Annotated in this window: 18 protein-coding genes, 1 pseudogene and 1 riboswitch; of the genes and pseudogenes, 10 read left to right on the top strand and 9 right to left on the bottom strand. The window is 74.1% G+C overall.

Features of this window, described 5'->3' with window-relative positions:
- Positions 1–303: 303 nt before the first annotated feature.
- Positions 304–1,554 carry an NAD(P)/FAD-dependent oxidoreductase gene (locus AB0E77_RS12215; RefSeq protein WP_361569026.1) on the bottom strand — a complete coding sequence of 417 codons (1,251 nt, stop codon included), beginning with the start codon at positions 1,552–1,554 and terminating at the stop codon, positions 304–306.
- Positions 1,555–1,785: 231 nt separating this feature from the next.
- Complete coding sequence (locus AB0E77_RS12210) at positions 1,786–2,790, bottom strand: MerR family transcriptional regulator (protein WP_361569024.1); 1,005 nt, start codon at positions 2,788–2,790, stop codon at positions 1,786–1,788.
- Positions 2,791–2,955: 165 nt separating this feature from the next.
- On the opposite strand from AB0E77_RS12210, the gene AB0E77_RS12205 reads away from it, so the two are divergent.
- The 6 genes from AB0E77_RS12205 to AB0E77_RS12180 all read left to right on the top strand — a co-directional run bounded on the left by AB0E77_RS12205 (position 2,956) and on the right by AB0E77_RS12180 (position 8,875).
- Positions 2,956–3,564, top strand: a complete 609-nt coding sequence (locus AB0E77_RS12205; protein WP_361569023.1) for a sigma-70 family RNA polymerase sigma factor — start codon at positions 2,956–2,958, stop codon at positions 3,562–3,564.
- Positions 3,565–3,668: 104 nt separating this feature from the next.
- Positions 3,669–4,505 (top strand): DUF4397 domain-containing protein, encoded by an 837-nt coding sequence (locus AB0E77_RS12200; protein WP_361569022.1) that lies wholly within the window; start codon positions 3,669–3,671, stop codon positions 4,503–4,505.
- Positions 4,506–4,653: 148 nt separating this feature from the next.
- On the top strand, positions 4,654–5,145 hold the full coding sequence (locus AB0E77_RS12195; protein WP_361569021.1) for a class F sortase: 492 nt from the start codon (positions 4,654–4,656) through the stop codon (positions 5,143–5,145).
- 70 nt (positions 5,146–5,215) lie between these two features.
- Positions 5,216–5,728 carry a hypothetical protein gene (locus tag AB0E77_RS12190; RefSeq protein ID WP_361569019.1) on the top strand — a complete coding sequence of 171 codons (513 nt, stop codon included), beginning with the start codon at positions 5,216–5,218 and terminating at the stop codon, positions 5,726–5,728.
- 134 nt (positions 5,729–5,862) lie between these two features.
- Positions 5,863–6,978, top strand: a complete 1,116-nt coding sequence (locus AB0E77_RS12185) for a PP2C family protein-serine/threonine phosphatase (protein WP_361569017.1) — start codon at positions 5,863–5,865, stop codon at positions 6,976–6,978.
- Between the two features lie 193 nt (positions 6,979–7,171).
- Positions 7,172–8,875, top strand: coding sequence for a hydrogenase maturation protein (locus AB0E77_RS12180; RefSeq protein WP_361569016.1), 1,704 nt, complete (start codon positions 7,172–7,174; stop codon positions 8,873–8,875).
- A gap of 565 nt (positions 8,876–9,440) precedes the next feature.
- Here AB0E77_RS12180 and AB0E77_RS12175 read toward each other — a convergent pair.
- A pseudogene (locus tag AB0E77_RS12175) lies at positions 9,441–9,866 on the bottom strand (ABC transporter ATP-binding protein); the annotation flags it as partial.
- Positions 9,867–9,902: 36 nt separating this feature from the next.
- Positions 9,903–10,120: riboswitch (cobalamin riboswitch) on the bottom strand.
- A gap of 105 nt (positions 10,121–10,225) precedes the next feature.
- On the opposite strand from AB0E77_RS12175, the gene AB0E77_RS12170 reads away from it, so the two are divergent.
- The 3 genes from AB0E77_RS12170 to meaB are packed head-to-tail and all read left to right on the top strand — an operon-like array spanning position 10,226 to position 15,237.
- Positions 10,226–12,037 carry a methylmalonyl-CoA mutase family protein gene (locus AB0E77_RS12170; protein ID WP_361569014.1) on the top strand — a complete coding sequence of 604 codons (1,812 nt, stop codon included), beginning with the start codon at positions 10,226–10,228 and terminating at the stop codon, positions 12,035–12,037.
- Complete coding sequence (gene scpA / locus AB0E77_RS12165; RefSeq protein ID WP_361569012.1) at positions 12,037–14,214, top strand: methylmalonyl-CoA mutase; 2,178 nt, start codon at positions 12,037–12,039, stop codon at positions 14,212–14,214. Before AB0E77_RS12170 ends, scpA begins: the two co-directional genes overlap by 1 nt.
- 12 nt (positions 14,215–14,226) lie before the next feature.
- Positions 14,227–15,237 carry a methylmalonyl Co-A mutase-associated GTPase MeaB gene (gene meaB / locus AB0E77_RS12160; RefSeq protein ID WP_361569010.1) on the top strand — a complete coding sequence of 337 codons (1,011 nt, stop codon included), beginning with the start codon at positions 14,227–14,229 and terminating at the stop codon, positions 15,235–15,237.
- 6 nt (positions 15,238–15,243) lie between these two features.
- Here the strand turns inward: meaB and AB0E77_RS12155 are convergent, their stop codons facing one another.
- The 5 genes from AB0E77_RS12155 to AB0E77_RS12135 all read right to left on the bottom strand — a co-directional run bounded on the left by AB0E77_RS12155 (position 15,244) and on the right by AB0E77_RS12135 (position 20,754).
- Complete coding sequence (locus AB0E77_RS12155) at positions 15,244–15,726, bottom strand: protease inhibitor I42 family protein (protein ID WP_361569009.1); 483 nt, start codon at positions 15,724–15,726, stop codon at positions 15,244–15,246.
- 27 nt (positions 15,727–15,753) lie between these two features.
- Positions 15,754–15,996 (bottom strand): DUF5302 domain-containing protein, encoded by a 243-nt coding sequence (locus AB0E77_RS12150; RefSeq protein WP_361569008.1) that lies wholly within the window; start codon positions 15,994–15,996, stop codon positions 15,754–15,756.
- A 99-nt stretch (positions 15,997–16,095) separates the two neighbouring features.
- The gene (locus tag AB0E77_RS12145) at positions 16,096–17,496 is read right to left on the bottom strand and encodes a DEAD/DEAH box helicase (RefSeq protein WP_361569007.1); all 1,401 of its coding nucleotides are present in this window, start codon (positions 17,494–17,496) and stop codon (positions 16,096–16,098) included.
- A 198-nt stretch (positions 17,497–17,694) separates the two neighbouring features.
- Positions 17,695–19,161 carry a Re/Si-specific NAD(P)(+) transhydrogenase subunit beta gene (gene pntB, locus AB0E77_RS12140; protein WP_361569005.1) on the bottom strand — a complete coding sequence of 489 codons (1,467 nt, stop codon included), beginning with the start codon at positions 19,159–19,161 and terminating at the stop codon, positions 17,695–17,697.
- Between the two features lie 6 nt (positions 19,162–19,167).
- The gene (locus tag AB0E77_RS12135; RefSeq protein ID WP_361569004.1) at positions 19,168–20,754 is read right to left on the bottom strand and encodes a Re/Si-specific NAD(P)(+) transhydrogenase subunit alpha; all 1,587 of its coding nucleotides are present in this window, start codon (positions 20,752–20,754) and stop codon (positions 19,168–19,170) included.
- A 278-nt stretch (positions 20,755–21,032) separates the two neighbouring features.
- Here AB0E77_RS12135 and AB0E77_RS12130 point away from each other — a divergent pair, with 278 nt between their 5' ends.
- Positions 21,033–22,814 carry a SpoIIE family protein phosphatase gene (locus AB0E77_RS12130; RefSeq protein WP_361569002.1) on the top strand — a complete coding sequence of 594 codons (1,782 nt, stop codon included), beginning with the start codon at positions 21,033–21,035 and terminating at the stop codon, positions 22,812–22,814.
- A 72-nt stretch (positions 22,815–22,886) separates the two neighbouring features.
- On the opposite strand, the gene AB0E77_RS12125 is transcribed toward AB0E77_RS12130, so the two are convergent.
- The gene (locus AB0E77_RS12125) at positions 22,887–24,761 is read right to left on the bottom strand and encodes an ABC transporter ATP-binding protein (RefSeq protein WP_361569309.1); all 1,875 of its coding nucleotides are present in this window, start codon (positions 24,759–24,761) and stop codon (positions 22,887–22,889) included.
- Positions 24,762–24,809 lie beyond the last annotated feature (48 nt).

The raw sequence follows: 24,809 nt of genomic DNA, 5'->3' as shown, positions 1-24,809 counted from the left end.
ACGCGGGTCGCCGCCTCGGGCCGGCGGTGGGGCGGTGCCCCGCACGGGGCGACCGGCGGAACCTGCGCCGAGATGGGCCAGGCGGCCCCGGTCGCGTCCGGTGAGGGCCGTACGGGCACCCTGGTCATTCAGTTCGGCACTGATCGCGCGACCGAGCACACCGGTGGTACAGGACGCCGGGACCTGCGCATCCGTCAGTTCCACGCTTCTCCCCTGATTCCGAACAGCGGTTTCTTCGATCCGTCGGTTGTTCCGTGCCAAGGCCGTCCGTGGATGCGGCCGGACACGCTTCACACTTCGGCGTCACCTCTCCGGTCCCAGGTCGGCCATGACCTCTCGCGCGGCGCGCGTACCCGATGCCAGGGCACCCTGCACGGAGCCGGTCGCCCGGTGGTCCCCGCAGACGTACCTGCCCGGGCCGACGCGTGTCGTGCGGCTCAGCGGCCAGGGCGGAAGCATCGCGGGCAGCGCACCCTCGACCGTGCGGGCGGCGACCTGTCGCCAGTCGCTCGTCCCAGTGTCGTACAGCTCGGCCAGACGCCGGAGCACCGCCTGTGCTCTGCCGGGCGAGTCCGCGCCCAATACGGAGGTGGAGACCAGCGCGGTGCCGGGAGGCGCGCAGGCGGGAGCGACCTCGCTGAGGACACAGGTGTTGAGGATCGCTCCGGTGCTGTCCACCATCAGGGTCGGTTCGGCCAGCGGTGACCTGTCGGTGGCGTGGTAGTAGGTGGTGACGGTACGGGTGTCCGGCACGGTCAGTGCGGGCAGCAGGCGTGCGGCGGTCGCCGGATCCGTCGCCACCACGACGACCCGGGCCGGCACCTCGGTCCCGTCCTCGAGCAGCGCTCCGGCGTCCGTGACCTCCGCGACGGGCGTGCCGAGGCGCAGGACGCCGTCGGGCAGGCGGTCGGCGAGCTGGGCGGGCACGGCACCGACCCCGTCCGCCGGCAGGCAGAGGGTCCCTCGGACCATGCTTCGCCAGACCAGGTGGAAGAAGCGGGCGGAGGTCTCCAGCCGGTCCTCCAGGAAGACGCCGGACAGGAACGGCCGCAGGATGCCGTCGATCGCGGCGTCCGACACCCCGGCGCGGGTGAGGGCCTCCGCGGTGGAGCCGTCGGAGCGCCGCCTGACGGAGGATGCGGACAGCAGGGCGTCCCGTGCGGTGAGTGCCGCCAGCGCGGTCAGATCGCGGGCCGACAGGGCCCGCCCCGGGAGCAGGGTTCCTGCCGCGCGGGGCTCCCTGGTCGGATCGGCGAGGCGGACCGGCCCGGCCGGGGTGTGCGCGATCACCCCCGCGGTGAACGGCCGCAAGCGCAGGCTCCTCAGTTCCAGACGCCGCTTCACCTGCGGGTACGAGGTGTTGAACACCTGGAAACCCCGGTCCAGCAGGAATCCGTCCCGCCGGTCCGTGCGCATCCGTCCGCCCACGCCGTCGGACGCCTCCAGCAGGGCCACCCGCCGTCCGGCGCGGCACAGGTCCAGGGCACACGCCAGGCCCGCGAGGCCCGCCCCGACGACGACCGCGTCAGGTGCCCGGTGATGTTCGTCGCTCATTCTTCTCCTCGGTCGGCGCCGTGTCCGCGGCGCCCGGGGACTCCGGCCGTCCGCTCGGCCTCTCTGCCTCGGCCGGTACCCGCGGCCGCCCCCGGCACGGTCCGGAGCCGGAACGTCGCGCGCGGCGCGCGCCCACCGGCGGGCGACGGGGTCCACGACCACCGGTCCAGCGGACCACGTCCCCCGGCCGATGCCCAGTCGCCACGGCCGAGCGCCTCGGACGACAACACGTCAGCGCGAAACCGACGACGCCAGTACGGCGACCGCTTCGGCGAGCCCCGACGGACGCGCCAGACCGGCCACCGCCTGCCCGGCCCAGCCGGGGCCCAGGGTCAGCACGACCGGCCTGCGACGAGCACCGCGCACTCCCCACTCCATCGCGGCCACGTGCTGGGCCAGCGGCCGACTCGCGGTGGTGCGGGACTGCGCCCACAGCCCCACCGCGGCCGGCCCGGTCCTGCGCACCGCCGCGACGAGCGACTCGACCGGCAGGGCCCCGCCGAACATCCGCACCGGAACATCTCGCTCCGCCAGTGCCGCGGACAGGACCTCCAGCGGAAGGGTGTGGTGCTCCCCCGGCACACAGGCGAGCACCGTGGTGGCACCGGGACGGTCCGCGACCGCGCGGGGCGCGGCACGCCGAAGGGCCCCGGAGACGTGCCAGGACAGGAAGTGCTCGACCTCGACGTACTTCTCGCCCGACGTCTCCCACTTGCGGCCGACGGCCTGGAGCGTCGGCACGATCACCTCGGTCCAGGCGGCGACCAGTCCGTGTTCCGTGATCGCGGCGAGCAGCAGTTCGTCCAGGACGGCGGCGTCCAGACGCAGGGCGGCCCGTGCGATCCCCCTGCACTCCCGGCGTACGTCACCGAGTTGCAGGCCGCTCCCCGCCCGGCTCCGGCGCGGGTTCGACGCACGCGACGACCCGGCCGGGCTGCGGGATCCGACGGCCGTCGGCGACTTCTCGCTGCGCGCAAGCCGTGCCGCCTCGGCCGGCGGCAGCCCGGTCGCCGTCAGCGCGCACATCCGCTCCAGCCTCGCCACGTCCGTAGCCGTCCAGCGCCGGTGCCGGCCGTCCGTGTGCGTGTCCGGCCCGAGCCCGTACCGGCGATCCCACGTGCGGACGGTGGTGGGTGCCACCCCCAGACGCCGCGCCACCTCGCCGGTGGTCAGCCCGCCTCCGTGCGGACCGCCCTCGACGACCCGGTCCTCGCCCTCTCCCTCGTGCGCACCCATGCCTCCACTTTACGACGCACAAACGACGCATGTTGTATGCGTCGTTCGTGCCTCCAACACTGGAGCCAGGCGCACGGCAGCCGCGCAGGGCAGCAGACCGGCGCACTTGCCGTCCGGCGGACGGCCCCTTCCGTCCCTGTACGGCGCACGGCAGGAGGAACGGCCATGAGCACCCGCACACGAACGACGACCGCCACGGTGCCGCCCGTGGAGGAGACGTGCTACGAGGAGGAACTGGCTCGCGGCCTCGTGCGCGCCGACGAGGAGGCGTTCGCCGCCATCTACCGGCGCTGGGGCTCACTCGTGCACACCATGGCGACCCGGTCCCTGGGTGACACGCATGAGGCGGAGGACGTGACCCAGCAGGTCTTCGTCGGCGCCTGGCGCGGCCGGCGCGGCTTCCGGCCCGAGCGGGGGGCGCTCGGTGCCTGGCTCGTGGGCATCACGCGCCGCAAGATCGTCGACGCTCTGGCCGCCCGGACGCGGCGTCTGTCCCTGGTCGAGTCGGCCGCACAGGACGTCACGCCCGCCCGTCCCGTCCAGCAGTCACCGGACGAGGTACTCGACCGCGTACTGCTCGTCGAGGCCCTGTCCCGCTTGCCGTACGCCCAGCGGGAGGTGCTGTGCATGGCCTTCTACGAGGACCTGACGCAGTCTCAGATCGCGGAGCGCACGGGTGTGCCCCTGGGCACGGTGAAGAGCCACGCCCGCCGCGGCCTGCACCGGTTGCGCACGGCCGTCGACCGGGGCGACACGCACGACACGGACGCCTGACGGGTCGAAGAAGCGGTGCTCCGGGCGCATCCACGGCATCGGTCACCCGCGAAACCCCTTCGAGACCCCCAGCAGGCACAGACACCCATGGAGGGCTGATCCCCATGACTTCCCGGACCACCATCGCCGTCGCCGCCTCGGCCGGGGCCTGTGCCCTGGCCCTGGGCACGACCGCACCCGCCATGGCTGCTCCCGAACAAGCGGAGGACAAGGCCATGGTGTCCGTCTTCCACGGCATCCCCGGCATGACGGTCGACGTCTACGCCAACGGCGACCGGCTGCTCAGCGACTTCGAGCCCGGCACGGTGACCGATCCGCAGTCGCTCGACGCGGGGACGTACGACATCGAGATCTTCGAAGCCGGCCAGAGCCCCGACGGCACGCCCGCCCTGGAGAAGCAGGTGAAGGTGCCCGAGGGCGGCAATGCCACCCTCGCCGCCCATCTCTCCGCCACCGGCCAGCCCCGGCTGACGGCGTTCACCAACGACGTCTCGAAGGTGGACGCCGGCAAGGCACGCCTGACGGTCCGCCATGTCGCGGCCGCGCCCGCCGTGGACGTCCGGGCCGACGGCCAGCCCGTCTTCACCGGCCTGACGAATCCGCACGAGGACACCGCATCCGTCGGCGCGGGCACCGTGAACGCGGACGTCGTCCTCGCCGGAACGGACACCGTGGCCGTCGGACCGGCGTCCCTCGACCTCAAGGAGGGCACGAGCAACGTCGTCTACGCCTGGGGCAGCGCCGACGACAAGAACCTGGCCCTGGCCACCCAGACCTTCGGCGGCATGCGGACGATGCCCAACGCGGTGCACGCGGGTGGCAGCGGCGCCGCCGTCACACCGAACTCCGCCGACCAGTGGACGGCCTGGGCCGCCGCGGCCGGAGCGATCACGGTGACCGGCGTCCTGGTGGCCCGCCGAGCCGCCGGCCGGCGTGGCTGACCCCGCGCGACGGCTGGCCGGAGCAGCGACGGTGGCTGCCGCTCTGGCAGTCGCCGTCGCCGTTTCGGGCGGGCCGTCGGAACCCGCGTCGGCACCGCCCGACTTCGGGCGGGCACCCTCACAGCAGCAGGGAGCTGCGACCGCTTCGATGCCCGGAACGACACAGTCACGGTTCGGCTTCTCCGCTGCGTCCGTGCCGCCCGAGCGTGTCCAGGTCCCCGGCATCGGCCTCGACGCCCGCGTAAGACCGGTGGGCGTGACCGGACAGGGGGCAGTGACCGTCCCCGCGGACCCCTCCGTGGCCGGCTGGTACCGCTACGGCCCGGCCCCCGGGAGCCACGAAGGATCGGCCGTGCTCGTCGGACACGTGGACGACGAGACGGGCGCGCTCGGCGAGTTCGCCGCGCTCTACGACGTGCGGGCCGGTGACCGCGTCGAGGTCCGGCGGACACACGGCTCGCCCGTCGTCTACCGCGTCGTCTCGCGCACCACCGTGCCCAAGGACGAACTTCCGCCCTCCGTGTTCCGCCGGACGGGCGCCCCGGTCCTCACCCTGATCACATGTGCACCGCCGTTCGAACCCGAGCGCGGTGGCTACCTCGCCAACCTCGTCGTCACGGCGGAACCGACGCGTGAGTGACATCGCTCGGGCCACGCCCTGTTCGCGTGCACGGACACCATCGACCGCACCCGAGACGCAGGAGGGCGCAGTGGGCCATGTGGACCCGTCGCACCTGGTGGAGCTGGCACTCGGTCATGTGAGCGACGAGGCGGACGTCAGCGCTCTGCGGCATGTCGCGTCGTGCCCGCGCTGCCGCGGGGAACTGCTGCGGACGATCCGCGTGGTGACCGCCGCGCGCGGCGCGGAGGTGTCGGACCTTCCGGTGACTCCACCCGAGCGCGTGTGGCAGCGCATCACCCTCGAGGCGCTCCAGGAGGACGACAGGCTGTCACCCCCTCGGGAGCACCCCTTCCGCCGGTCCGTCGCCGAGAGGGGTGACGGCGTCGGGCGCCGGCGGTCGGCCGACACCCGGACGTGCGAGGTGCTCCTGGCGCTCGCCCCGGGCGTCGCCGTCCTGCTGGCCCTGTGGTGGCGGATCAGGGCCGGCCGCGAGCCTGGTCGACTGCGCGGCCGGCGGCTACGGATTCCGTGGTGGCGCCGCATCCGGCCTGCTCCGGGCCCTGGGCCCGCCGATCGAGCGGCCCGGGAACGGGCCCGCTGAGGCGGAGGGAACCGGGCGACCGGACCCGGGTACGGCGAAAGCCGGGCCCGACCTCGAGCACGGTACGAACCTCGGAGACGGCACCGCGTCGGGCGTGACAGGACAGGCGTTCCGTGCCGGTGTAGAGAGGAGGCATGGCGCAGCGACCCGACGAACCTCGCAAGCCGGTGCGCGCGGGCAGGGCACTGGTCGCCGTCCCGATCGCGTGGATCGTCGTCGTGTCCGTGATCGACGTGCTCGCCCCGCCCGACATCCACCTGGGCCCCCTGCTGGTCGCGGCCCCGGCGATCACCCCGTTGTTCGGCGGACCCCGCACGGTGGCGCTGGTGTCCGCCCTCGCGGTGATCGCGCAGACGGTCATCGGGGTGCTGCGCGACCCGAGCGAGCTCCTGTCGGCCAATCACGAGGCGCAGATCGTGGCCCTGGTGGTGGTCGGGGCGAGTCTCGTCGTCTTCTGCGTCGTGCGTGAGCGCCGCGCGAGAGAGCTGGAGCAGGTGCGGTACGTGTCCGAGGCCGCCCAGCGCGTGGTGCTGCCGCCGCTGCCCAGGCGGCTCGGCCCGCTGCGCGCCGCCGCCCGCTACCTCGCCGCGGAGGCCGAGGCGCAGATCGGCGGGGACCTGTACGCCACGGCGCGCACCACCGACGGCACCCGGCTGATCGTCGGCGATGTGCGGGGCAAGGGCATGACGGCGGTCAACGACGCCGCACTGCTGCTCGGGGCGTTCCGAGTCGCGGCCCATCGCGAGGCGGGCCTGGGCGAGCTGGTGGCCTACCTCGACCGCAGCGTGTGCTGGGACCTGGCGGAACCGGGCGAGACGGGCCGCTACGGAGAGACCTTCGTCACCGCCACCGTCCTGGACATCCCGGACCGGGAAGGCCCGGTGCAGATGGTGTCCTGCGGGCATCCTCCGCCGCTCGTCCTGCGCGACGGCCGGCCGACGGCGATGACCCCCCGTCACCCGGCGCCCCCGCTGGGGCTCGGCGAACTGACGGATCCGCGGTACCGCGTCGAGAGCTTCCCGTTCGAGCCGGGAGATCTGCTGCTGCTGTACACGGACGGCGTCATCGAGGCCCGCGACTCCTCCGGCGCCTTCTACCCGCTCGCCGAGCGCGTCACCGGCTGGGCCACGAAGGACTGCGACGCCTTCCTCGGGCGGTTGCGGCGCGATCTGCTGGACCACGTCGGCGGCCGGCTGGACGACGACGCCCTCATGATCGCCGTCCGGCGTCCGGCGGTACCCCGGGTCTGACCGCCCGGCCGGAGGTACGGGGGCGCCCCGGTCGGACCGCGGGCGTGTCCCGGCCGTGCTGCCCGGCGACGGAGAGCACCACTCTTTCGGGTGGCGACCGGGACGCATGTCGACGGCCGCGCGGCGGTGTGCGCCACCATCGCTGGCAGCCCGTCGCACCACGCCGATGACCCCGGTCCCCCGGAGGGCAGTCATGCGCATCCTGCTCGTCGCCAGCGCCTTCAACAGCCTCGCGCAACGCCTGCACGCCGAGCTGCGCGACCGCGCGCATTCCGTCGCCGTCGAGGTGACGCCGCGCGGCGACGACGTGCGGGACGCGGTCGTCCGCCACTCCCCCGACCTGGTCCTGGCGCCCATGCTGCGGGCCGTCGTCCCCCGCGACGTGTGGGAGAGCCGGGCCTGCCTGATCGTCCACCCGGGGCCGGTCGGCGACCGGGGGCCCTCCTCGCTGGACTGGGCGATCCTCGAGGGCGCCGAGGAGTGGGGGGTGACCGTGCTGCAGGCCGAGGAGGAGATGGACGCGGGGCCCGTGTGGGCGACCGCCCGCGTGCGCCTGCCCCGGGTCGGCAAGAGCGACCTGTACCGCAACGAGCTGGCCGACGCGGCCGTCGACGCGGCCCTGACGGCGGTCGAGCGGTTCGCGTCCGGCACGTACACGCCGCTCGACCAGCGCACCCTGGCGCCCGCACCCGGCGCCCGCACCCGGCCGCCGATGCGCCAGGCCGCCCGGCGGATCGTCTGGGCCGACGACGCGGTCGAGACGGTCCTGCGCAAGCTGCGCGCCGCCGACTCCCAGCCCGGCGTCCTGGACGAGCTGCTCGGCGCGGAATGGTTTCTGCACGGAGGTCACGCGGAGCCGCTGCTGCGCGGGCGCCCCGGTGAGCTGCTGGCGACCCGGGCGGGGGCGGTCTGCCGGGCCACCCGGGACGGCGCCGTGTGGATACCGGAGCTGCGCGCCCGTACCGGGCCGGGCGAGCCGCGCGCCTGCAAGCTGCCCGCCACCCTGGCCCTGGCCGGACGCCTGCCCGCGCTGCCGGAGCTGCCCGCGCCGGTCCCGTCGCCCGACGGGGCCGGCGACGGCGAGCCCGGCTGGTCGGACATCCGCTACGACGAGCGGGGTCCGGTGGGCGTGCTGTCGTTCTCGTTCCCCGGCGGCGCGATGTCCACCGACCGCTGCCGGCGTCTGCTGGCCGCCTACCGGGCCGCCTGCGACCGGCCCACCACGGCCCTGGTCCTGGGCGGCGCCCGGGACTTCTTCTCCAACGGCATCCACCTCGGCGTCATCGAGGCCGCCCCCGACCCGGCGGCGGAGTCGTGGGCCAACATCAACGCCATGGACGACCTCGTGGAAGCCGTCCTGACCACCGGCGACCGCCTGGTGGCCGCGGCCGTCGGCGGGAACGCCGCGGCCGGCGGGGTCATGCTCGCGCTGGCCGCCGACGAGGTGTGGTGCCGTTCCGGCTCCGTGCTCAATCCGCACTACCGGCGCATGGGGCTGTACGGCTCCGAGTACTGGACGTACAGCCTGCCGCGCCGGGTGGGCACCGCGGCGGCCGAGCGGATCACCCGCGAGGCGCTGCCGTTCAGCGCGGCCCGCGCGCGGGAGACCGGGCTCGTGGACCGGGTCGTCGACTGTGCTCCGGACCGCTTCACCGACGAGGTCGTCCGGCTGGCCGGACGGTGGGCCTCCTCCCCAGCCGCGCCGGCGCGGCTGGCGGCGAAGAAGGCCGAGATCGAGCGGCGTGAGGCGGTCACGCCCCTGGCGGCGGTCCGCGCGCGGGAGCTCGACCGGATGCGGAGGATCTTCTTCGACCCCGAGGCGCCCTATCACGCGCTCCGCCGGGCGTTCGCCCGCAAGCAGCCGGCCCCGGCGCCGGGGCCGTCACCCGTGCGGTGACGCGGGAGCCGTCGCCGTGGGCCGGGCCACCGCCGACGACGTCGAGCACGGCGCGCAGGGCCCTGACTCCCTGATCCGCTTGCGTGGGTCTCCCGATGGCGTTTGGCTGGGAGGAGCATCGCGCACCAGGAGCAGACCGCGTGGGTCCTGCCCGCGAGTCGGCCGAGCCGTCCTCGGAGCCGGGCCTCACCCCCGCCGTCCGACGTACCCGGCCACCGCGCCCGGGCCGGCCGGCACGAAGGCGGGCCGCGTCATCCGAGCACGATGTCCCGGGTGCTCACCTCGAGGAGAAGACGATGGTGCATCACCACAAGTCCAACAGTCAGGTCGAGGGTGACCCGGACCGCGGACACGGTCGCGGCATGCCTCGACGGCCCGACGCCGAGGAACTCGAGCGCCGCACCGAAGAGGTCCGGCGGGAGACAGGGCTCCCCGGGGGAGCGCCCCCGTCACCCGCGAGGCAGTACGAGGAGGCCGTGGCCGAGGTGGATCGCCAGGTCGGGGAGGGCGCGGTCCCCACGAGTGCCGCCCGGCGGAAGGACCGGTCGCCCTTCCCGCCGACCTCCTACAGGGGGTGAGGGGCGGGGCCCGCGGCGTCCCGGCCGGTGTCGGCGGGGCCCGGTCTGCCGCCGGTCCGGCGCAGGAAGCGGATCACCGGGTGGCCCGGTTCGTGCGTCACCTCGGCACGGACCCCGTAGACGTCCTCGATGAGAGCGGGGGTGAGGACCTCGGCCGGACTGCCCTCGGCGACGGCGTGCCCGTCGCGCAGGACGAGCAGGCGGGCGCAGGACATCGCCGCGAGGTTGAGGTCGTGCAGGGCGACGACGGTGGTGACCGGCAGGCCCGCGACCAGGTCGAGCAGGCCGAGCCGGTCCTGGATGCCGAGGTGGTTCGTGGGCTCGTCCAGGAGCAGTTCGCGGGGTTCCCGGGCGAGGGCGCGGGCGAGCTGGGCGCGCTGGCGTTCGCCGCCGGAGAGGGTGTGCCAGGACCGGCCTCCCAGCGCGGTCAGGCCGGTGCACGTTCCAGCGCCGCGTCGACGGCAGCCAGCAGGTCTTCGGACTCGGGTTCGTCCCGACGGGGCGCCTTCCCAGAGCGTCGCGCGCCGGGCCTCTCGGCCGCCGAGCTCCGCCCCAGTGGCGTCACATGCCCCGCCCGTCCCCCTCACCGCTGCGCGTCAGTTCCGGATTCCCACCGGATTTCCTGGCCTCGGATGTGGCACGACCGGCCCGCGCAATCCATCAAGATCACCCGGTCGGGGGCGGCGAGCGGCTCATGTCACACCCGCGGCGAGAACAAGGTCACAACCGTTCCCTCTGCTGCTCGTCTGCCGTACTGACCTAACATCCGAGCATGACGCTCCTGCCTGACGACGGACTCCGCCTCGCGGCCGAGTTCCCGCACGCGACACACGAGCAGTGGCAGCGCCTGGTGGCCGGCGTACTGCGCAAGTCGGGCAGGGACGTGCCCGACGACGAGGCGGAGGGCGCCCTTTCCACCCTGCTCGAGGACGACCTGCGGGTACGGCCGCTGTACTCCGCGCGCGACGCCGCGCCCGATCCCGGCCTGCCGGGCTTTCCGCCCTTCGTGCGCGGCGGCCGCGCCGAGGGGAACCGGGTCGGCGGCTGGGACGTGCGCCAGCGGCACACGGTGGCCGACCCCGCGCCGGTCCTGGCCGATCTGGAGAACGGCGTCACCTCCCTGTGGCTGGCCGTCGGCGAGCCGGCGGGCCTCCCGGTCACCGCGCTGGGCCGCACCCTCGAGGGCGTCCACCTCGATCTGGCCCCCGTCGTCCTGGACGCGGGCGCCGCCTTCGAGCCGGCCGCACGGGAGTTGCTCCGGCTGTACGAGGAGCGGGGCGTCGCCGCGGACGCCGTGCGCGGCAATCTGGGCGCCGACCCGCTGGGCCACGAGGCCCGCACCGGAAGCCCGTACGACGCCGCGCCCGTGGCCGAGCTGGCCCGGCTGTGCGCCGCCCGTCACCCCGGCCTGCGGGCGCTGACCGTCGACGCGCTGCCCTACCACGAGGCCGGCGGTTCGGCGGCGCAGGAGCTGGGCCTGTCCCTGGCCACGGGCCTGGCCTATCTGCGCGATCTCAGCGCGGCCGGACTGGACACGGCCGGGGCGCTGGCGCAGCTGGAGTTCCGCTACGCCGCGACCGCCGACCAGTTCCTGACCATCGCCAAGCTGCGTGCCGCGCGCCGGCTGTGGGCGCGGGTGGCCGAGGTGTGCGGGGCGCCGGCGGCGGGCGCGCAGCTGCAGCACGCGGTGACCTCGCCGGTGATGATGACGCGCCGCGACCCGTGGGTGAACATGCTGCGCACCACGGTCGCCGCGCTGGCCGCCGGGACGGGCGGCGCCGACTCCGTGACCGTGCTGCCCTTCGATCACGCGCTCGGCATGCCGGACGCGTTCGCCCGCCGGATCGCCCGCAACACCTCCACGATCCTGATCGAGGAGTCTCACCTGTCCCGGGTGATCGACCCGGCTGGCGGCTCCTGGTACGTGGAGCGGCTGACGGACGAACTGGCCCGTGCCGCCTGGGAGTTCTTCCAGGAGATCGAGCGGGCGGGCGGACAGGCCGCCGCCCTGCGCTCCGGGGCGGTCGGCGAACGGCTCGCGGCGACCTGGGCGGTGCGCAGCGCGAAGCTGGCGAAGCGGCGGGAACCGGTCACCGGTGTCAGCGAGTTCCCGCACCTGGCCGAGAAGCCCGTCGTGCGCGAGCCCGCGCCCGAGCCGCCGTCCGGGGGCCTGCCCCGGGTACGGCGGGACGAGGCGTTCGAGGCGCTGCGCGCCCGGTCCGACGCCCACCTGGCCGCGACCGGCTCCCGGCCCCGCGTCCATCTGACCGCGCTCGGCCCGGCCGCCGCGCACACCGCACGGCTCACCTTCGCCGCCAACCTCTTCCAGGCGGGCGGCATCGAAGCCGTCACCACCGGCACCTTCGAGGAGAGCGGCGCGCGGGAGGTGTGCCTGTGCTCCAGCGACGCGCTGTACGAGGAGCAGGCCGAGTCCGCCGCCGCCGCGCTGCGCGAGGCGGGTGCCGGGCACGTGTTCCTCGCGGGCCGCCCGGGGCCGTACCCGGGCGTGGACACCTACGTCTTCGCCGGCTGCGACGCGGTCGCCGTGCTGGCCGCCACCCTCGACCGCATGGGAGTGTCCTGATGTCCATCCCCGACTTCTCGGCGATCGAGCTGGGGGCCCCGGCCGCCGACGCCGCCCTCGACGAGTGGCGCGCGGCCGTGAAGAAGGCCGCCGACGGTGACGACCTGCTCTGGGAGACACCGGAGGGAATCGCGGTCAAGCCGCTGTACACCGGGCAGGACCTGGAGGGCCTGGACTTCCTGGACACCTTCCCGGGCACGGCACCGTATCTGCGCGGCCCGTACCCGACGATGTACGTCAACCAGCCCTGGACGATCCGTCAGTACGCGGGGTTCTCCACGGCGGAGGAGTCCAACGCGTTCTACCGCCGCAATCTGGCGGCCGGGCAGAAGGGCCTGTCGGTCGCCTTCGACCTGCCCACGCACCGGGGTTACGACAGCGACCATCCGCGCGTGACGGGCGACGTCGGCATGGCGGGCGTCGCCATCGACTCGATCTACGACATGCGACAGCTCTTCGACGGCATCCCGCTCGACAGGATGACCGTGTCGATGACGATGAACGGCGCCGTGCTGCCCGTGCTCGCGCTGTACATCGTCGCGGCCGAGGAGCAGGGCGTGCCGCCGGAGAAGCTGGCCGGGACCATCCAGAACGACATCCTCAAGGAGTTCATGGTCCGCAACACCTACATCTATCCGCCGAAGCCGTCGATGCGGATCATCTCCGACATCTTCGCGTACACCTCGCAGCGGATGCCCCGCTACAACTCCATCTCCATCTCCGGCTATCACATCCAGGAGGCCGGTGCGACGGCCGACCTGGAGCTGGCGTACACCCTCGCCGACGGCGTGGAGTACATCCGGGCCGGGCGTGAAGCCGGCCTGGACGTCGACGCGTTCGCGCCGCGGCTGTCGTTCTTCTGGGCGATCGGCATGAACTTCTTCATGGAGATCGCCAAGCTGCGGGCGGCCCGGCTGCTGTGGGCCAAGCTGGTGAGGCAGTTCGATCCGCAGAACGCCAAGTCGCTGTCGCTGCGCACGCATTCGCAGACCTCCGGCTGGTCGCTGACCGCGCAGGACGTGTTCAACAACGTCACCCGCACCTGTGTGGAGGCGATGGCCGCCACCCAGGGCCACACCCAGTCCCTGCACACCAACGCGCTCGACGAGGCGCTCGCGCTGCCCACCGACTTCTCGGCGCGCATCGCCCGCAACACGCAGCTCCTGCTCCAGCAGGAGTCCGGCACGACCCGGGTGATCGACCCGTGGGGCGGCAGCGCCTACGTGGAGAAGCTGACGTACGACCTCGCGCGCCGGGCCTGGCAGCACATCCAGGAGGTGGAGGCCGCCGGCGGCATGGCGCAGGCCATCGACGCGGGCATCCCGAAGATGCGCGTGGAGGAGGCGGCGGCCCGCACCCAGGCGCGCATCGACTCCGGACGGCAGCCGGTGATCGGCGTCAACAAGTACCGGGTGGAGACCGACGAGCAGATCGAGGTGCTCAAGGTCGACAACTCCTCGGTGCGCGCCCAGCAGATCGCCAAGCTGCGGCGGCTGCGCGAGGAACGGGACGAGACCGCCTGCCGCGACGCGCTGGACGCGCTCACGCGGGCCGCGGGCGGCGAGGGCAACCTGCTGGAGCTGGCGGTGAACGCAGCCCGCGCGAAGGCGACCGTCGGCGAGATCAGCGACGCCCTGGAGAAGGTGTACGGGCGGCACGCGGGCCAGATCCGTACGATCTCCGGTGTGTACCGCAACGAGACGGGCCAGTCGCCGGCCGTGGAGCGCACCCGGACGGTCGTGGACGCCTTCGCCGAGGCCGAGGGCCGCCGTCCGCGCATCCTGGTCGCGAAGATGGGCCAGGACGGCCACGACCGCGGCCAGAAGGTGATCGCCACCGCCTTCGCCGACCTCGGCTTCGACGTGGACGTCGGCCCGCTGTTCCAGACCCCGGCCGAGGTGGCCCGCCAGGCCGTCGAGGCGGACGTGCACATCGTCGGGGTGTCGTCGCTGGCCGCCGGGCACCTCACCCTCGTGCCCGCGCTGCGCGAGGCGCTCGCCGAGGAGGGCCGGGAGGACATCATGGTCGTCGTCGGCGGGGTGATCCCGCCGCAGGACGTGCCGGTCCTGCTGGACATGGGCGCGGCGGCCGTGTTCCCGCCCGGCACGGTGATCCCGGACGCGGCCCGGGACCTGGTGGAGCGGCTGGCGGCCGACCTCGGGCACGACGAGCTGTGAGCCGGTGACGTGATGGCTCTCGCACTCGACGCGTACGTCAAGGGCGTCCGGGACGGCAGGCGCGCGGTGGTCGCCCGTGCGATCACGCTCGTGGAGTCCACCCGTCCCCAGCACCGGGCGCTCGCCCAGCAGTTGCTGACGGAGCTGCTGCCGCACAGCGGCGCGGCCCGGCGGATCGGGATCAGCGGGGTGCCGGGCGTGGGCAAGTCGACGTTCATCGACGCCTTCGGCACCATGCTGACCGGGCGCGGACACCGGGTCGCCGTCCTCGCCGTCGACCCGTCCTCCAGCCGGACCGGCGGCTCGATCCTCGGCGACAAGACCCGCATGGAGCGCCTGGCCGTCGACCCGGCCGCGTTCGTCCGCCCCTCCCCCACGGCGGGGACGCTCGGCGGGGTCGCGAAGGCGACCCGCGAGTCGATGATCGTGATGGAGGCCGCCGGCTACGACGTGGTGCTGGTGGAGACGGTCGGTGTCGGCCAGTCCGAGACCACCGTCGCCGACATGGTCGACTCCTTCCTGCTGCTCACCCTGGCCCGCACGGGCGACCAGCTCCAGGGCATCAAGAAGGGCGTGCTGGAGCTGGCCGACGTCATCGCCGTCAACAAGGCCGACGGCCCGCACGAACGCGACGCCCGGGCGGCGGCCCGCGAACTGGCGGGCGCGCTGCGGCTGATGCACGGCAAGGACGCCTTCTGGACGCCGCCCGTGCTCAGTTGCAGCGCCCGCGAGTCGGCCGGGCTCGACACCGTCTGGGAACGCCTGGAGCAGCACCGCACGCTGCTGGACTCCACCGGGCGCCTCGCCGAGAAGCGGCGCACCCAGCAGGTCGACTGGGTGTGGGCCATGGTCCACGACGAGCTGCTGGGCCGCCTGCACGCCGACCCGGCCGTCCGCTCGCTCGCGCCGGGGCTCGAACAACGGGTGAGGGAGGGCGGGTTGACAGCCACGCTGGCGGCGGAACGCATCCTGGACGCCTTCGCGGGCGGCACGTCCGAAGCCGCCCCCGAACCCCTGCGGTGACCGGGCTCAGCCCACGGTCACGGTGTAGGTGATGCGCTCGGGGGCCGGGGAGGCGGCGGAGGAGGGACCGGACGCCTCGGGGGGCCGTGTGGCGGTGTTGCCCCGGCAGGTGCTGAAGGTGCAGTGCAGCAGCGTGAACCGGGTGGTGCCCTCGCCCTTGGCCTCGAAGGTGAAGGTGAGCCGGCCGGCGGCGCCCGGCATCGGCTCGTCGCCGGACGCCGGCGCGTAGTCCCGGCCGCGGGGGACCAGCACCGAACTGTCGGGCGCCGGGCCGACCAGGTACCAGTACTCGCGGGTCGACGCGTTCTGGTCGACGGTGAGCGTGAAGCGCTCGCCCGGCTCGGCGGTGATGCCGGTGCCGTCGGCCGGGCGGCTGGAGGTGCCCTGCGAACCGCAGCCCGCCGCGAGAGCGAGGAGCGCGGCCGCCGCGACGGCGGCACCGCCCCTGCTCCCACGGAGGGCGAACGCCGTACGTGTCGAGGAGATCATCGAGGGAAGCCCGGGTGGCCGAGCGGCTCAGCCGCCGCTCTTGCGCCGGAACGAGCGCTGGCTCGCGGCCGGGCCGTGCGCCGCGCGGACCTTCGACGCGTCCGGGTTGGCGGCCGGGTCGGCGGCCTCCGCCTGTGCGCCGCGCTTGCGGGCCAGGGCTTCGCGGAACTTGCGCTTGAGGTCGTAGTTGCCGTCGTCGTCCGGCGCCAGAGGGGACGTCTCGGCGTCGGCCGGCTCCGAACCTTCCGTCGACGCGGGCTCTGCGGTCATGGTGACCTCCTGGGTTCGGGGTGGGGTGGGGCAGGCACAGCTTGTCATGCCGGGCGCGGTGCGGGGCGCCGTCGGCGTGATCCGGTCAGGGTCGGGCTCTCAGCCGCCGCGCCGCACCTGGGCGGCCCTGCGGGCCTCGGCGAGCCTGCGGGCCTCACCGGCCTTGCGGGACTTGCCGCCGGCGCCTCGGGCGGGGTCCTTGCTGGTGCCGAGGCCGCGGAAGGGGGCGTTGGCGTTCTTGGGGCGGGGAGCGGCGGGACCGCCGTCGAGCGGGGTGCCGGAGGGAGCCTTGGCGCCGGTGATCCGGCTCAGCTCCGCCTCGCCGGAGCGCACCTTGGTGACGGTCGGTTCGATGCGGGCCTCGGCCAGCACGCGGCTCGTCTCGCGGCGCTGCCCCGCCGTCACGAGCGTGACCACTCGGCCGGACCGGCCGGCGCGGGCGGTGCGGCCGGCCCGGTGCACGTAGTCCTTGGCGTCGGTGGGCGGGTCGACGTTGACCACGAGGTCGAGGTCGTCGACGTGCAGGCCGCGGGCCGCGACGTCGGTCGCCACCAGAGCCGTGATCTTGCCGTCCTTGAACTGCGCGAGGGTCCGCGTGCGCTGGGGCTGGGACTTGCCGCTGTGCAGGGCCCCCGCGTGCACGCCGCTCGCCCGCAGATGCCGGGTGAGCTGGTCCACGGCGTGCCTGGTGTCGAGGAAGAGCACCACGCGGCCGTCGCGGGCGGCGATCTCCGTGGTGACCGCGTAGCGGTCGGGCCCGTGGACGACCAGGACGTGGTGCTCCATCGTCGCGACCGCGCCCGCGGACGGGTCGACCGAGTGGACGACGGGGTCGTGCAGATAGCGGCTGACCAGCTGTTCGACGTCGCGGTCCAGGGTGGCCGAGAACAGCATCCGCTGGCCGTCGGGGTGCACCTGGTCGAGCGCGTCGACGACCTGTGGCAGGAATCCCAGATCGCACATCCGGTCGGCCTCGTCGAGCACCGTGATCCGCACCCGTCCCAGGCGGCAGGCGTTGCGCGCGATCAGGTCGTGCAGGCGTCCCGGGGTGGCGACGACGACCTCGGCTCCCTCTCGCAGCGCGGTGATCTGCCGGCCGATCGAGACGCCGCCGACGACCGTGGCCATCCGCAGCCGCAGCGCCTCGGCGTACGGCGCCAGCGCCTCGGAGACCTGCTGGGCCAGTTCCCGGGTGGGTAGGAGGATCAGGGCGCGGGGCTCCTTCGGTTCGGCGCGCCGGCCGGCGATGCGGGTCAGCAGCGGCAGGCCGAAGGCGAGCGTCTTGCCGGAGCCGGTGCGGCCGCGTCCCAGGACGTCGCGTCCCTGGAGGGCGTCGGGCAGCGTGGCGGCCTGGATCGGGAAGGGCTCGCGCACCCCGTGTCCGCTCAGCGTCCGCACGACCTCCGCCGGCAGGCCGAGGCCCGCGAAGGAGACGGCCGGGGCCGTGGTGCCGGACCGGCCGGGGCCGCCGTGGGCGGTGCCGGAGTCGTCGGGGTGCATCGTGAAGAGCCTTCCGCAGGAGAACGTACCGAGGAAGGCCCGGCGGGATCGGGCGGCCCGCGCACCGGCGCGACCGCACGCGCAGAATCGCCCACCGCGACGACCACGCAAACGCGTGAGCCTAACACGCCGGCGATCCGGCGGTTCGGCGGTTCGGCGGGAGGGCGGCCACCGGGCGGGCCGGTGGCCGCCCGCGGGTCACCGGCGGGCCGGCGTGGCCTGGCGCGGGACCGCGGCCAGGGGGCCGTCGTCGCCGGTGCCGAGCGCCCGCAGGATCTCCTCGACGCTCTGCTTGGCGTCGCCGAAGAGCATGCCGCTGTTCTCGCGGAAGAACAGCGGGTTCTGCACACCCGCGTAGCCGGAGGCCATGGAGCGCTTGAAGACGACGACGTGTTCCGCCTCCCAGACCCGCAGCACGGGCATGCCCGCGATGGGGCTGGCCGGGTCATCGGTCGCGGCCGGGTTGACGGTGTCGTTGGCGCCGATGACGAGGACGACGGAGGTGTCCGCGAAGTCGTCGTTGATCTCGTCCAGTTCGAGGACGATGTCGTAGGGCACCTTGGCCTCGGCCAGCAGCACGTTCATGTGCCCCGGCAGGCGTCCCGCGACGGGGTGGACGGCGAAGCGGACCTCGACGCCCCGCTCGCGCAGCCGGCGCGTCAGTTCCGCGACCGGGTGCTGGGCCTGGGCGACGGCCATGCCGTACCCGGGGGTGATGATCACCGAGCGGGCCCGGGCGAGCAGTTCGGCCGCCTCGGCGGCCCGCACCTCGCGGTGCTCGCCCTGCTCGTCCGCGCCGCCGGACGGCGCCTCGATGCCGAAGCCGCCCGCGATGACGGAGAGGAAGGAACGGTTCATCGCCTTGCACATGATGTAGGACAGATAGGCGCCGGAGGAGCCGACCAGGGCGCCGGTGACGATGAGCAGGTTGTTGTCGAGCAGGAAGCCCGCCGCGGCCGCCGCCCAGCCCGAGTAGCTGTTCAGCATCGACACGACGACGGGCATGTCGCCGCCGCCGATCGAGGCGACCAGGTGCCAGCCGAGCGCGAGGGCCAGCACGGTCACCGCGATCATCAGCGGCAGTCCGGGGCTGATCGTGAACCACACGGTCAGCGCGGCGAAGAGGACGAGGGCGCCGACGTTCAGGGCGTTCTTGCCCGGCAGCATCAGCGGACGGGACGCGATGCGCGCCGAGAGCTTCAGGAAGGCGACGATCGAGCCGGTGAAGGTGACCGCGCCGATGAAGATGCCGATGAACACCTCGGCGTGGTGGATGCCCAGCAGGTCGGCCGCGATCCGGGTCTGCGCCGCGCCGTGCGCCTCCACCTCCAGGTAGCTGTTCCAGCCGACCAGGACGGCGGCGAGGCCGACGAAGCTGTGCAGTACGGCGATGAGTTCGGGCATCTGCGTCATCTCGACGCGGCGGGCCCGCCACAGGCCGGCGGCGGCACCGAGCGCCGTCGCCAGCACGATCAGGGCCACCGCCCCGGCGCTGATGTCCCGCGCCGCCACCACGACCGTGGCGACCAGGGCGAGGGCCATGCCGGCGATGCCCTGGACGACGCCGGCGCGCGAGGTGCGGTGCTGGGACAGGCCGGCCAGGCTGAGGATGAACAGCAGGGCGGCGACCAGGTCGGCCGCGTGGGAGGCCGTCAGGGAGGTCATCCGGGATCAGCCTTTCGAGAACATGGACAGCATGCGGCGGGTGACGGCGAAGCCTCCGAAGATGTTGACGCTCGCCAGCAGGATCGCCGCGAAGGACAGCGCGGTGACGATCCTGCTCTCGTGCCCGATCTGGAGCAGGGCGCCGATCACGACGATTCCGGAGATCGCGTTGGTCACCGACATCAGCGGGGTGTGCAACGCGTGGTGGACCTTGCCGATGACGTAGTAGCCGATCACCACGGCCAGGGCGAACACGGTGAGGTTCTCGGCGAGCTGGGCCGGGGCGAAGGCCACCAGGAGGAACAGCGCGAGCATGCCGGCGCCGAGCGCGCCCAGGCGCACCGCGGGCGTCGCCCTCGTTCGCCCGGGGCCGGGCGGGGCGGGTTCGGTGCCGGGCCGCGCCGGCTCCGGGGGCGGCGCCGCCGAGACCGCGACGGGCGGGGGCGGCCAGGTGATCTCCCCGTCCCGTACGACGGTCACGGCGCGCTGCACGACGTCGTCGAAGTCGATCGCCGGCCGGCCGTCCCTGCCGGGCGTGAGCAGCTTCAGCAGGTTCAGCAGGTTGGTGCCGAACAGCTGTGACGCCTGGGCGGGCAGCCGGGAGGCGAGGTCGGTGTGGCCGATGAGGGTGACCCCGTTGTCGGTGACCACCGTGCGCCCCGGCACGGTGCCCTCGACGTTGCCGCCCTGGGCGGCGGCCATGTCGACGACGACGCTGCCCGGCTTCATGGCGGCCACGTCCTCGGCCGTCAGCAGGCGCGGCGCCGGCCGGCCCGGGATCAGCGCGGTGGTGATCACGACGTCCACGTCCCGCGCCTGCTCGTGGTAGAGCTCGGCGGCGGCACGGTCGTAGTCGGCGGTGGTCGCCCTGGCGTACCCGTCGGTGCTCGCCTCCTGGGCGACGTCCACCGGGAGGTACTCGCCGCCGAGGGACTTCACCTGGTCCGCGACCTCGGGCCGCGGGTCGGTGGCGCGGACGATCGCGCCGAGGCTGGACGCGGCGCCGATCGCCGCCAGACCGGCCACGCCCGCGCCGGCGACGAGCACCTTCGCCGGCGGCACCTTGCCCGCCGCGGTGACCTGGCCGGTGAAGAAGCGGCCGAAGGCGTGGGCGGCCTCGATGACCGCCCGGTACCCGGCGATGTTCGCCATCGACGACAGCACGTCCATCGACTGCGCCCGGGAGATGCGCGGCACGGCGTCCAGCGCGAGCGCGGTCGCCCCGGCGCCGGCGAGCGCCCGCAGCAGCCCGGGGTTCTGGGCCGGGGCCAGCAGGGCGGCCAGGGTGGCGCCGGGCCGCAGCCGGGCGACCTCCTCGTCGGTCGGGGCGGTCACCTTCAGGACGACGTCCGCGGTCCAGGCCTCCCCGGTCTCGGCGCCGGCCTCGCGATAGGAGCGGTCGCCGAAGCCGGAGGCCTCGCCCGCCCCCGGCTCCACCACGACCTCGTAGCCGAGGGCGAGCAGGCCCCGGACGGTCGTGGGGGTCGCCGCGACGCGGGTCTCCCCGGGCTCGGACTCGGCGACCACGCCTATGCGCTGTGGACGGTTCGCCGTGTGCTGGGGTGGGTGGTGCGCGGATTCACGTGAAGACATGTCTCGTGCTCTCTCCTCGGAGGGGATGTACGGATGTCCGCGTGCGGTGGGTGTCCAGCGGCCCCTTTCCCGGTGGGCGCAGCCGTAGGAACCTACCCGCCGCGGTCGCCCGTGCAGAGGCCCGTGACCGTGGCGCGTCTCACTCGGTGGCCCCGCTCCGCCGGCCGCGGGCCGGTCCTGCCCTCGGTTCGGGGCGGGGCTTTTCCCCGGCCGGACAGGCGCGATGGGCGGTAGGAGGGGCAGAATCGGATCCAGGAGGCCGTGGGAGGAGGCGACGCGTGCGGGAACGACTGCGGCGGCGTGGAGCGCGACGGCCTCCGGGCCCTTTCGCCGGCGGGCACCGCACGCTGCGGGCCGCGCTGCGTCCGGTCACCGAGGCGCTGGGCGCACGCCGCCGGCTGGCCTGGCTGAACGAGGCGGGGACCCGCATCGGCACCACGCTCGATCTCCAGGACACGGCGAGGGAACTGGCCCGCTTCACGGTGCCCGAGCTGGCGGACGGGTGCGCGGTGGACCTGCTGGACTCGGTGCTGCGGTTCCAGGAGGGCGACCGCTCCCGGGGGCCGGGCGCGCTCGAGCTGAGGGCCATGGCGGTGTCGCAGATCGACGGGCTGCATCTCGCGCCGGACCCGGTGGGCGAGCTGTCCGTGCACACCCCCGACCGGCTGGGGCAGACCTGTCTGACCTCTCGCAAGCCGGTGCTGCTGACCCGGATGACGCGGGCCGACCACGCCGCCGTGGCCCCCAGCGCCGAGGCGGCCGACCTCATGCGCCGGGCGCGGGTGCATTCGTATCTGGCGGTGCCGCTGATCGCCCGCGGGGTGCTGCTGGGGCTGGTCGACTTCATCCGGACCGGCAGCCGGGCCCCGTTCACCCGCGCCGACGTCGCGCTGGCCATGGAGCTGGCGTCCAAGGCCGCCCTGTACATCGACAACGCCCGGCTGTACGGGCGCGAGCGCGAGCACGTGGTCACCCTGCAGCGGGCCCTGCTGCCCCGGACCAGCCCGAGCACGCCCGGTCTCGACGTGTCCTCCTGCTACGTCCCCGCCGGTGATCCGGCGGCGGTGGGCGGCGACTGGTTCGACGTCGTCGCGCTGCCCAGCGGCCGGACGGCGCTGATGGTGGGCGACGTGATGGGGCGCGGGCTGGCCGCCGCCGCGACCATGGGCCGGCTGCGCACGGTGGCCCGCACCCTGATGGCCCTGGACATCGCGCCCGAGCGGCTGCTGGCCCGGCTGGACCTGGCCGCCCGCGACCTGGAGGAGGACCAGGTCGCCACCTGTCTGTGCGCGGTCCACGACCCGTACGACGGCACCTTCCGCATCGCCAGCGCCGGTCACCCGCCGCCCCTGCTGACCACGCCGGACGGCAGGACGTCGTACCTGTACGTGCCGGCCGGGGCGCCGCTGGGGGCCGGGGTGATCCCCTACGACCCGATCGACTGCCCCTTGCCCGGTCAGGGGCGCCTGACGCTGTACACGGACGGGCTGATCAGGTCGCGCACCGCCGGTCTCGACACGCAGATGGAGCGGCTGCGCCGGGCGGCCGGCGACGCCGTCCCCGCGGACGGCACGCTGTGCGAGGCGCTCACCGAGCTGCTCGACGGTGACCGGACGGACGACACGATCGTGCTGGTGGCGGCCGCGCGCCCGCTCGGTCCCGAGGGCGACGTGTACGTGCGGGCGCTGCCGCCCGACGGTACGGCCGCGGGGCAGGCCCGCACTGCGGTGCGGGAGCAGCTGGAGAAGTGGGGGCTCGAGGACCTGGTCGACACGACGGAGCTGGTGGTCAGCGAGCTGGTCGGCAACGCCCTGCGCTACGGGAACGCACCCGGTGAGCTGCGGCTGCTGCGGAACGAGCGGCTTTCGGTCGAGGTGTCCGACTCCGGGCCCGACCTGCCGCAGATCCAGCACGCCGACGTGAGCGACGAGAGCGGGCGCGGGCTCCAGCTGATCAACATGCTGTGCCGGCGCTGGGGTTCGTGCCGCACGCCCGGCGGGAAGGTCGTCTGGGCCGAGCAGGACCTGCCGGCGCGGCTCGGGGGGCCCGGTCCGGCGTAGGCCCGCGGCCGGTGCCGATCCCGGGGACAGGTCCGGCACCGCCCTGCGGCCGGTGGACCCCCGCGGCGCCTTCTACGCCGCCTTCTCGACCGTCCGGCGGGCGAACTGGGTACGGTGCAGCTGGGCGTAGCGGCCGTCGGCTGCGAGGAGTTCGTCGTGGGTGCCGCGTTCGACGATCCGGCCCGCCTCCACGACCAGGATCTGGTCGGCCGCCCGGACCGTGGACAGCCGGTGGGCGATCACGATGGCCGTCCTGCCCTCCAGGGCCTCGGTGAGGGCCTCCTGGACGGCCGCTTCGGAGGTGTTGTCGAGGTGGGCGGTGGCCTCGTCGAGGATGACGACGCGCTGGCGGGCCAGCAGCAGCCGGGCGATGGTCATGCGCTGGCGTTCGCCGCCGGACAGGCGGTAGCCGCGCTCGCCGACCACCGTGTCCAGGCCGTCGGGCAGGGACCGTACGAGGTCGTCCAGGCGGGCGCGGCGCAGGGCGTCCCACAGCTCGGCGTCGCCGGCCCCGGGGCGGGCCAGCAGCAGGTTGGCGCGGACGGTGTCGTGGAAGAGGTGGCCGTCCTGGGTGACCATGCCGAGGGTGTCGCGCAGCGAGCGGGCGGTGAGGTCGCGGACGTCGACGCCGCCGATGCGGACGGCGCCGGCGTCGGTGTCGTACAGGCGCGGCAGCAGCTGGGCGATGGTCGACTTGCCGGCGCCGGAGGAGCCGACGAGCGCGACGGTCTGGCCCGGTTCGGCGCGGAAGGAGAGGCCGTGCAGGACCTCGTCGCCGCCGCGGGTGTCCAGGGAGGCGACCTCTTCGAGGGAGGCGAGGGAGACCTTGTCGGCGGACGGGTAGCCGAAGCGGACGTCGTCGAACTCGACGGCGACGGGGCCGTCGGGGACGGGGCGGGCGTCGGGCTTCTCGGCGATGAGCGGGGTCAGGTCCAGCACCTCGAAGACCCGCTCGAAGCTGACGAGGGCGCTCATCACCTCGACGCGGGCCCCGGCCAGCGCGGTGAGCGGCGCGTACAGGCGGGTGAGCAGCAGGGCCAGGGCGACGACGGCGCCCGGGTCCAGGGTGCCGCGCAGGGCGAAGTAGCCGCCGAGGCCGTAGACGACGGCCAGGGCCAGGGCGGAGACCAGGGTGAGCGCGGTGATGAACGCCGCCTGGGCGGTGGCGGTGCGCACACCGATGTCGGCGACGCGGCGGGCACGGTCGGCGAATTCGGCGGACTCCTCCTCCGGGCGGCCGAAGAGCTTGATCAGGGTGGCTCCGGGCGCGGAGAAGCGCTCGGTCATCCGGGTGCCCATCGCGGCGTTCAGGGTGGCGGCCTCGCGCTGCATCCGGGCCATGCGGCGGCCCATGCGACGGGCGGGGAGCACGAACACCGGCAGCAGGACCAGCGCGATCAGCGTGATCTGCCAGGACAGCGTGAGCATGACGGCGAGGGTCAGCAGCAGGGTGACCAGATTGCTGACGACGCCGGACAGGGTGTTGCTGAAGGCGCGCTGGGCGCCGATGACGTCGTTGTTGAGCCGGGAGACGAGCGCTCCCGTACGAGTGCGTGTGAAGAACGCGACCGGCATGCGCTGCACATGATCGAAGACAGCCGTCCGCAGATCGAGGATGAGTCCCTCCCCGAGCGTCGCCGAGAGCCTGCGGGAGAGGATGCCGAGCGCCGCCTCCGCGACCGCGATCACCGCGATCAGCAGGGCCAGGCGCACGACCGTGCCCTCGTCGCCGCCGGTCACGATGGCGTTCACGACCTTGCCGGCCAGCACGGGGGTGGCGACGGCGAGGAGTGCGGTCGCCACCCCGAGCAGCACGAACCAGCCGATGCGGCGGCGGTGCGGGCGGGCGAAGGCTCCGATGCGGCGCAGGGTGGCGCGGGCGAGGGGGCGGCGTTCCTGCTCGGCGTTCAGCACGCTGTGCAGCTGGGTCCAGGCGGTGGTCTCCATGCTCATGCCGGGAACGGTAGGACCTCAAGCTTCCTTGAGGTCAAGGAC

The organism is Streptomyces sp. NPDC032940, assembly GCF_040636935.1.
Classification (GTDB): Bacteria; Actinomycetota; Actinomycetes; order Streptomycetales; family Streptomycetaceae; genus Streptomyces.
The sequence above is the reverse complement of the archived record's forward strand: the minus strand, read 5'-3'. Positions and strand labels throughout refer to the sequence as shown.

What these genes read in the sequence shown, in the direction of transcription:
- meaB (WP_361569010.1), top strand. Translation starts at nt 14,227, where the DNA reads ATGGCTCTCGCACTCGACGCGTACGTCAAGGGCGTCCGGGACGGCAGG.
- AB0E77_RS12125 (WP_361569309.1), bottom strand. Translation starts at nt 24,761, where the DNA reads ATGGAGACCACCGCCTGGACCCAGCTGCACAGCGTGCTGAACGCCGAG.
- AB0E77_RS12210 (WP_361569024.1), bottom strand. Translation starts at nt 2,790, where the DNA reads ATGGGTGCGCACGAGGGAGAGGGCGAGGACCGGGTCGTCGAGGGCGGT.
- AB0E77_RS12185 (WP_361569017.1), top strand. Translation starts at nt 5,863, where the DNA reads ATGGCGCAGCGACCCGACGAACCTCGCAAGCCGGTGCGCGCGGGCAGG.
- AB0E77_RS12180 (WP_361569016.1), top strand. Translation starts at nt 7,172, where the DNA reads ATGCGCATCCTGCTCGTCGCCAGCGCCTTCAACAGCCTCGCGCAACGC.
- AB0E77_RS12200 (WP_361569022.1), top strand. Translation starts at nt 3,669, where the DNA reads ATGACTTCCCGGACCACCATCGCCGTCGCCGCCTCGGCCGGGGCCTGT.
- AB0E77_RS12135 (WP_361569004.1), bottom strand. Translation starts at nt 20,754, where the DNA reads ATGTCTTCACGTGAATCCGCGCACCACCCACCCCAGCACACGGCGAAC.
- scpA (WP_361569012.1), top strand. Translation starts at nt 12,037, where the DNA reads ATGTCCATCCCCGACTTCTCGGCGATCGAGCTGGGGGCCCCGGCCGCC.
- AB0E77_RS12215 (WP_361569026.1), bottom strand. Translation starts at nt 1,554, where the DNA reads ATGAGCGACGAACATCACCGGGCACCTGACGCGGTCGTCGTCGGGGCG.
- AB0E77_RS12195 (WP_361569021.1), top strand. Translation starts at nt 4,654, where the DNA reads ATGCCCGGAACGACACAGTCACGGTTCGGCTTCTCCGCTGCGTCCGTG.
- AB0E77_RS12145 (WP_361569007.1), bottom strand. Translation starts at nt 17,496, where the DNA reads ATGCACCCCGACGACTCCGGCACCGCCCACGGCGGCCCCGGCCGGTCC.
- AB0E77_RS12150 (WP_361569008.1), bottom strand. Translation starts at nt 15,996, where the DNA reads ATGACCGCAGAGCCCGCGTCGACGGAAGGTTCGGAGCCGGCCGACGCC.
- AB0E77_RS12155 (WP_361569009.1), bottom strand. Translation starts at nt 15,726, where the DNA reads ATGATCTCCTCGACACGTACGGCGTTCGCCCTCCGTGGGAGCAGGGGC.
- AB0E77_RS12170 (WP_361569014.1), top strand. Translation starts at nt 10,226, where the DNA reads ATGACGCTCCTGCCTGACGACGGACTCCGCCTCGCGGCCGAGTTCCCG.
- AB0E77_RS12205 (WP_361569023.1), top strand. Translation starts at nt 2,956, where the DNA reads ATGAGCACCCGCACACGAACGACGACCGCCACGGTGCCGCCCGTGGAG.
- pntB (WP_361569005.1), bottom strand. Translation starts at nt 19,161, where the DNA reads ATGACCTCCCTGACGGCCTCCCACGCGGCCGACCTGGTCGCCGCCCTG.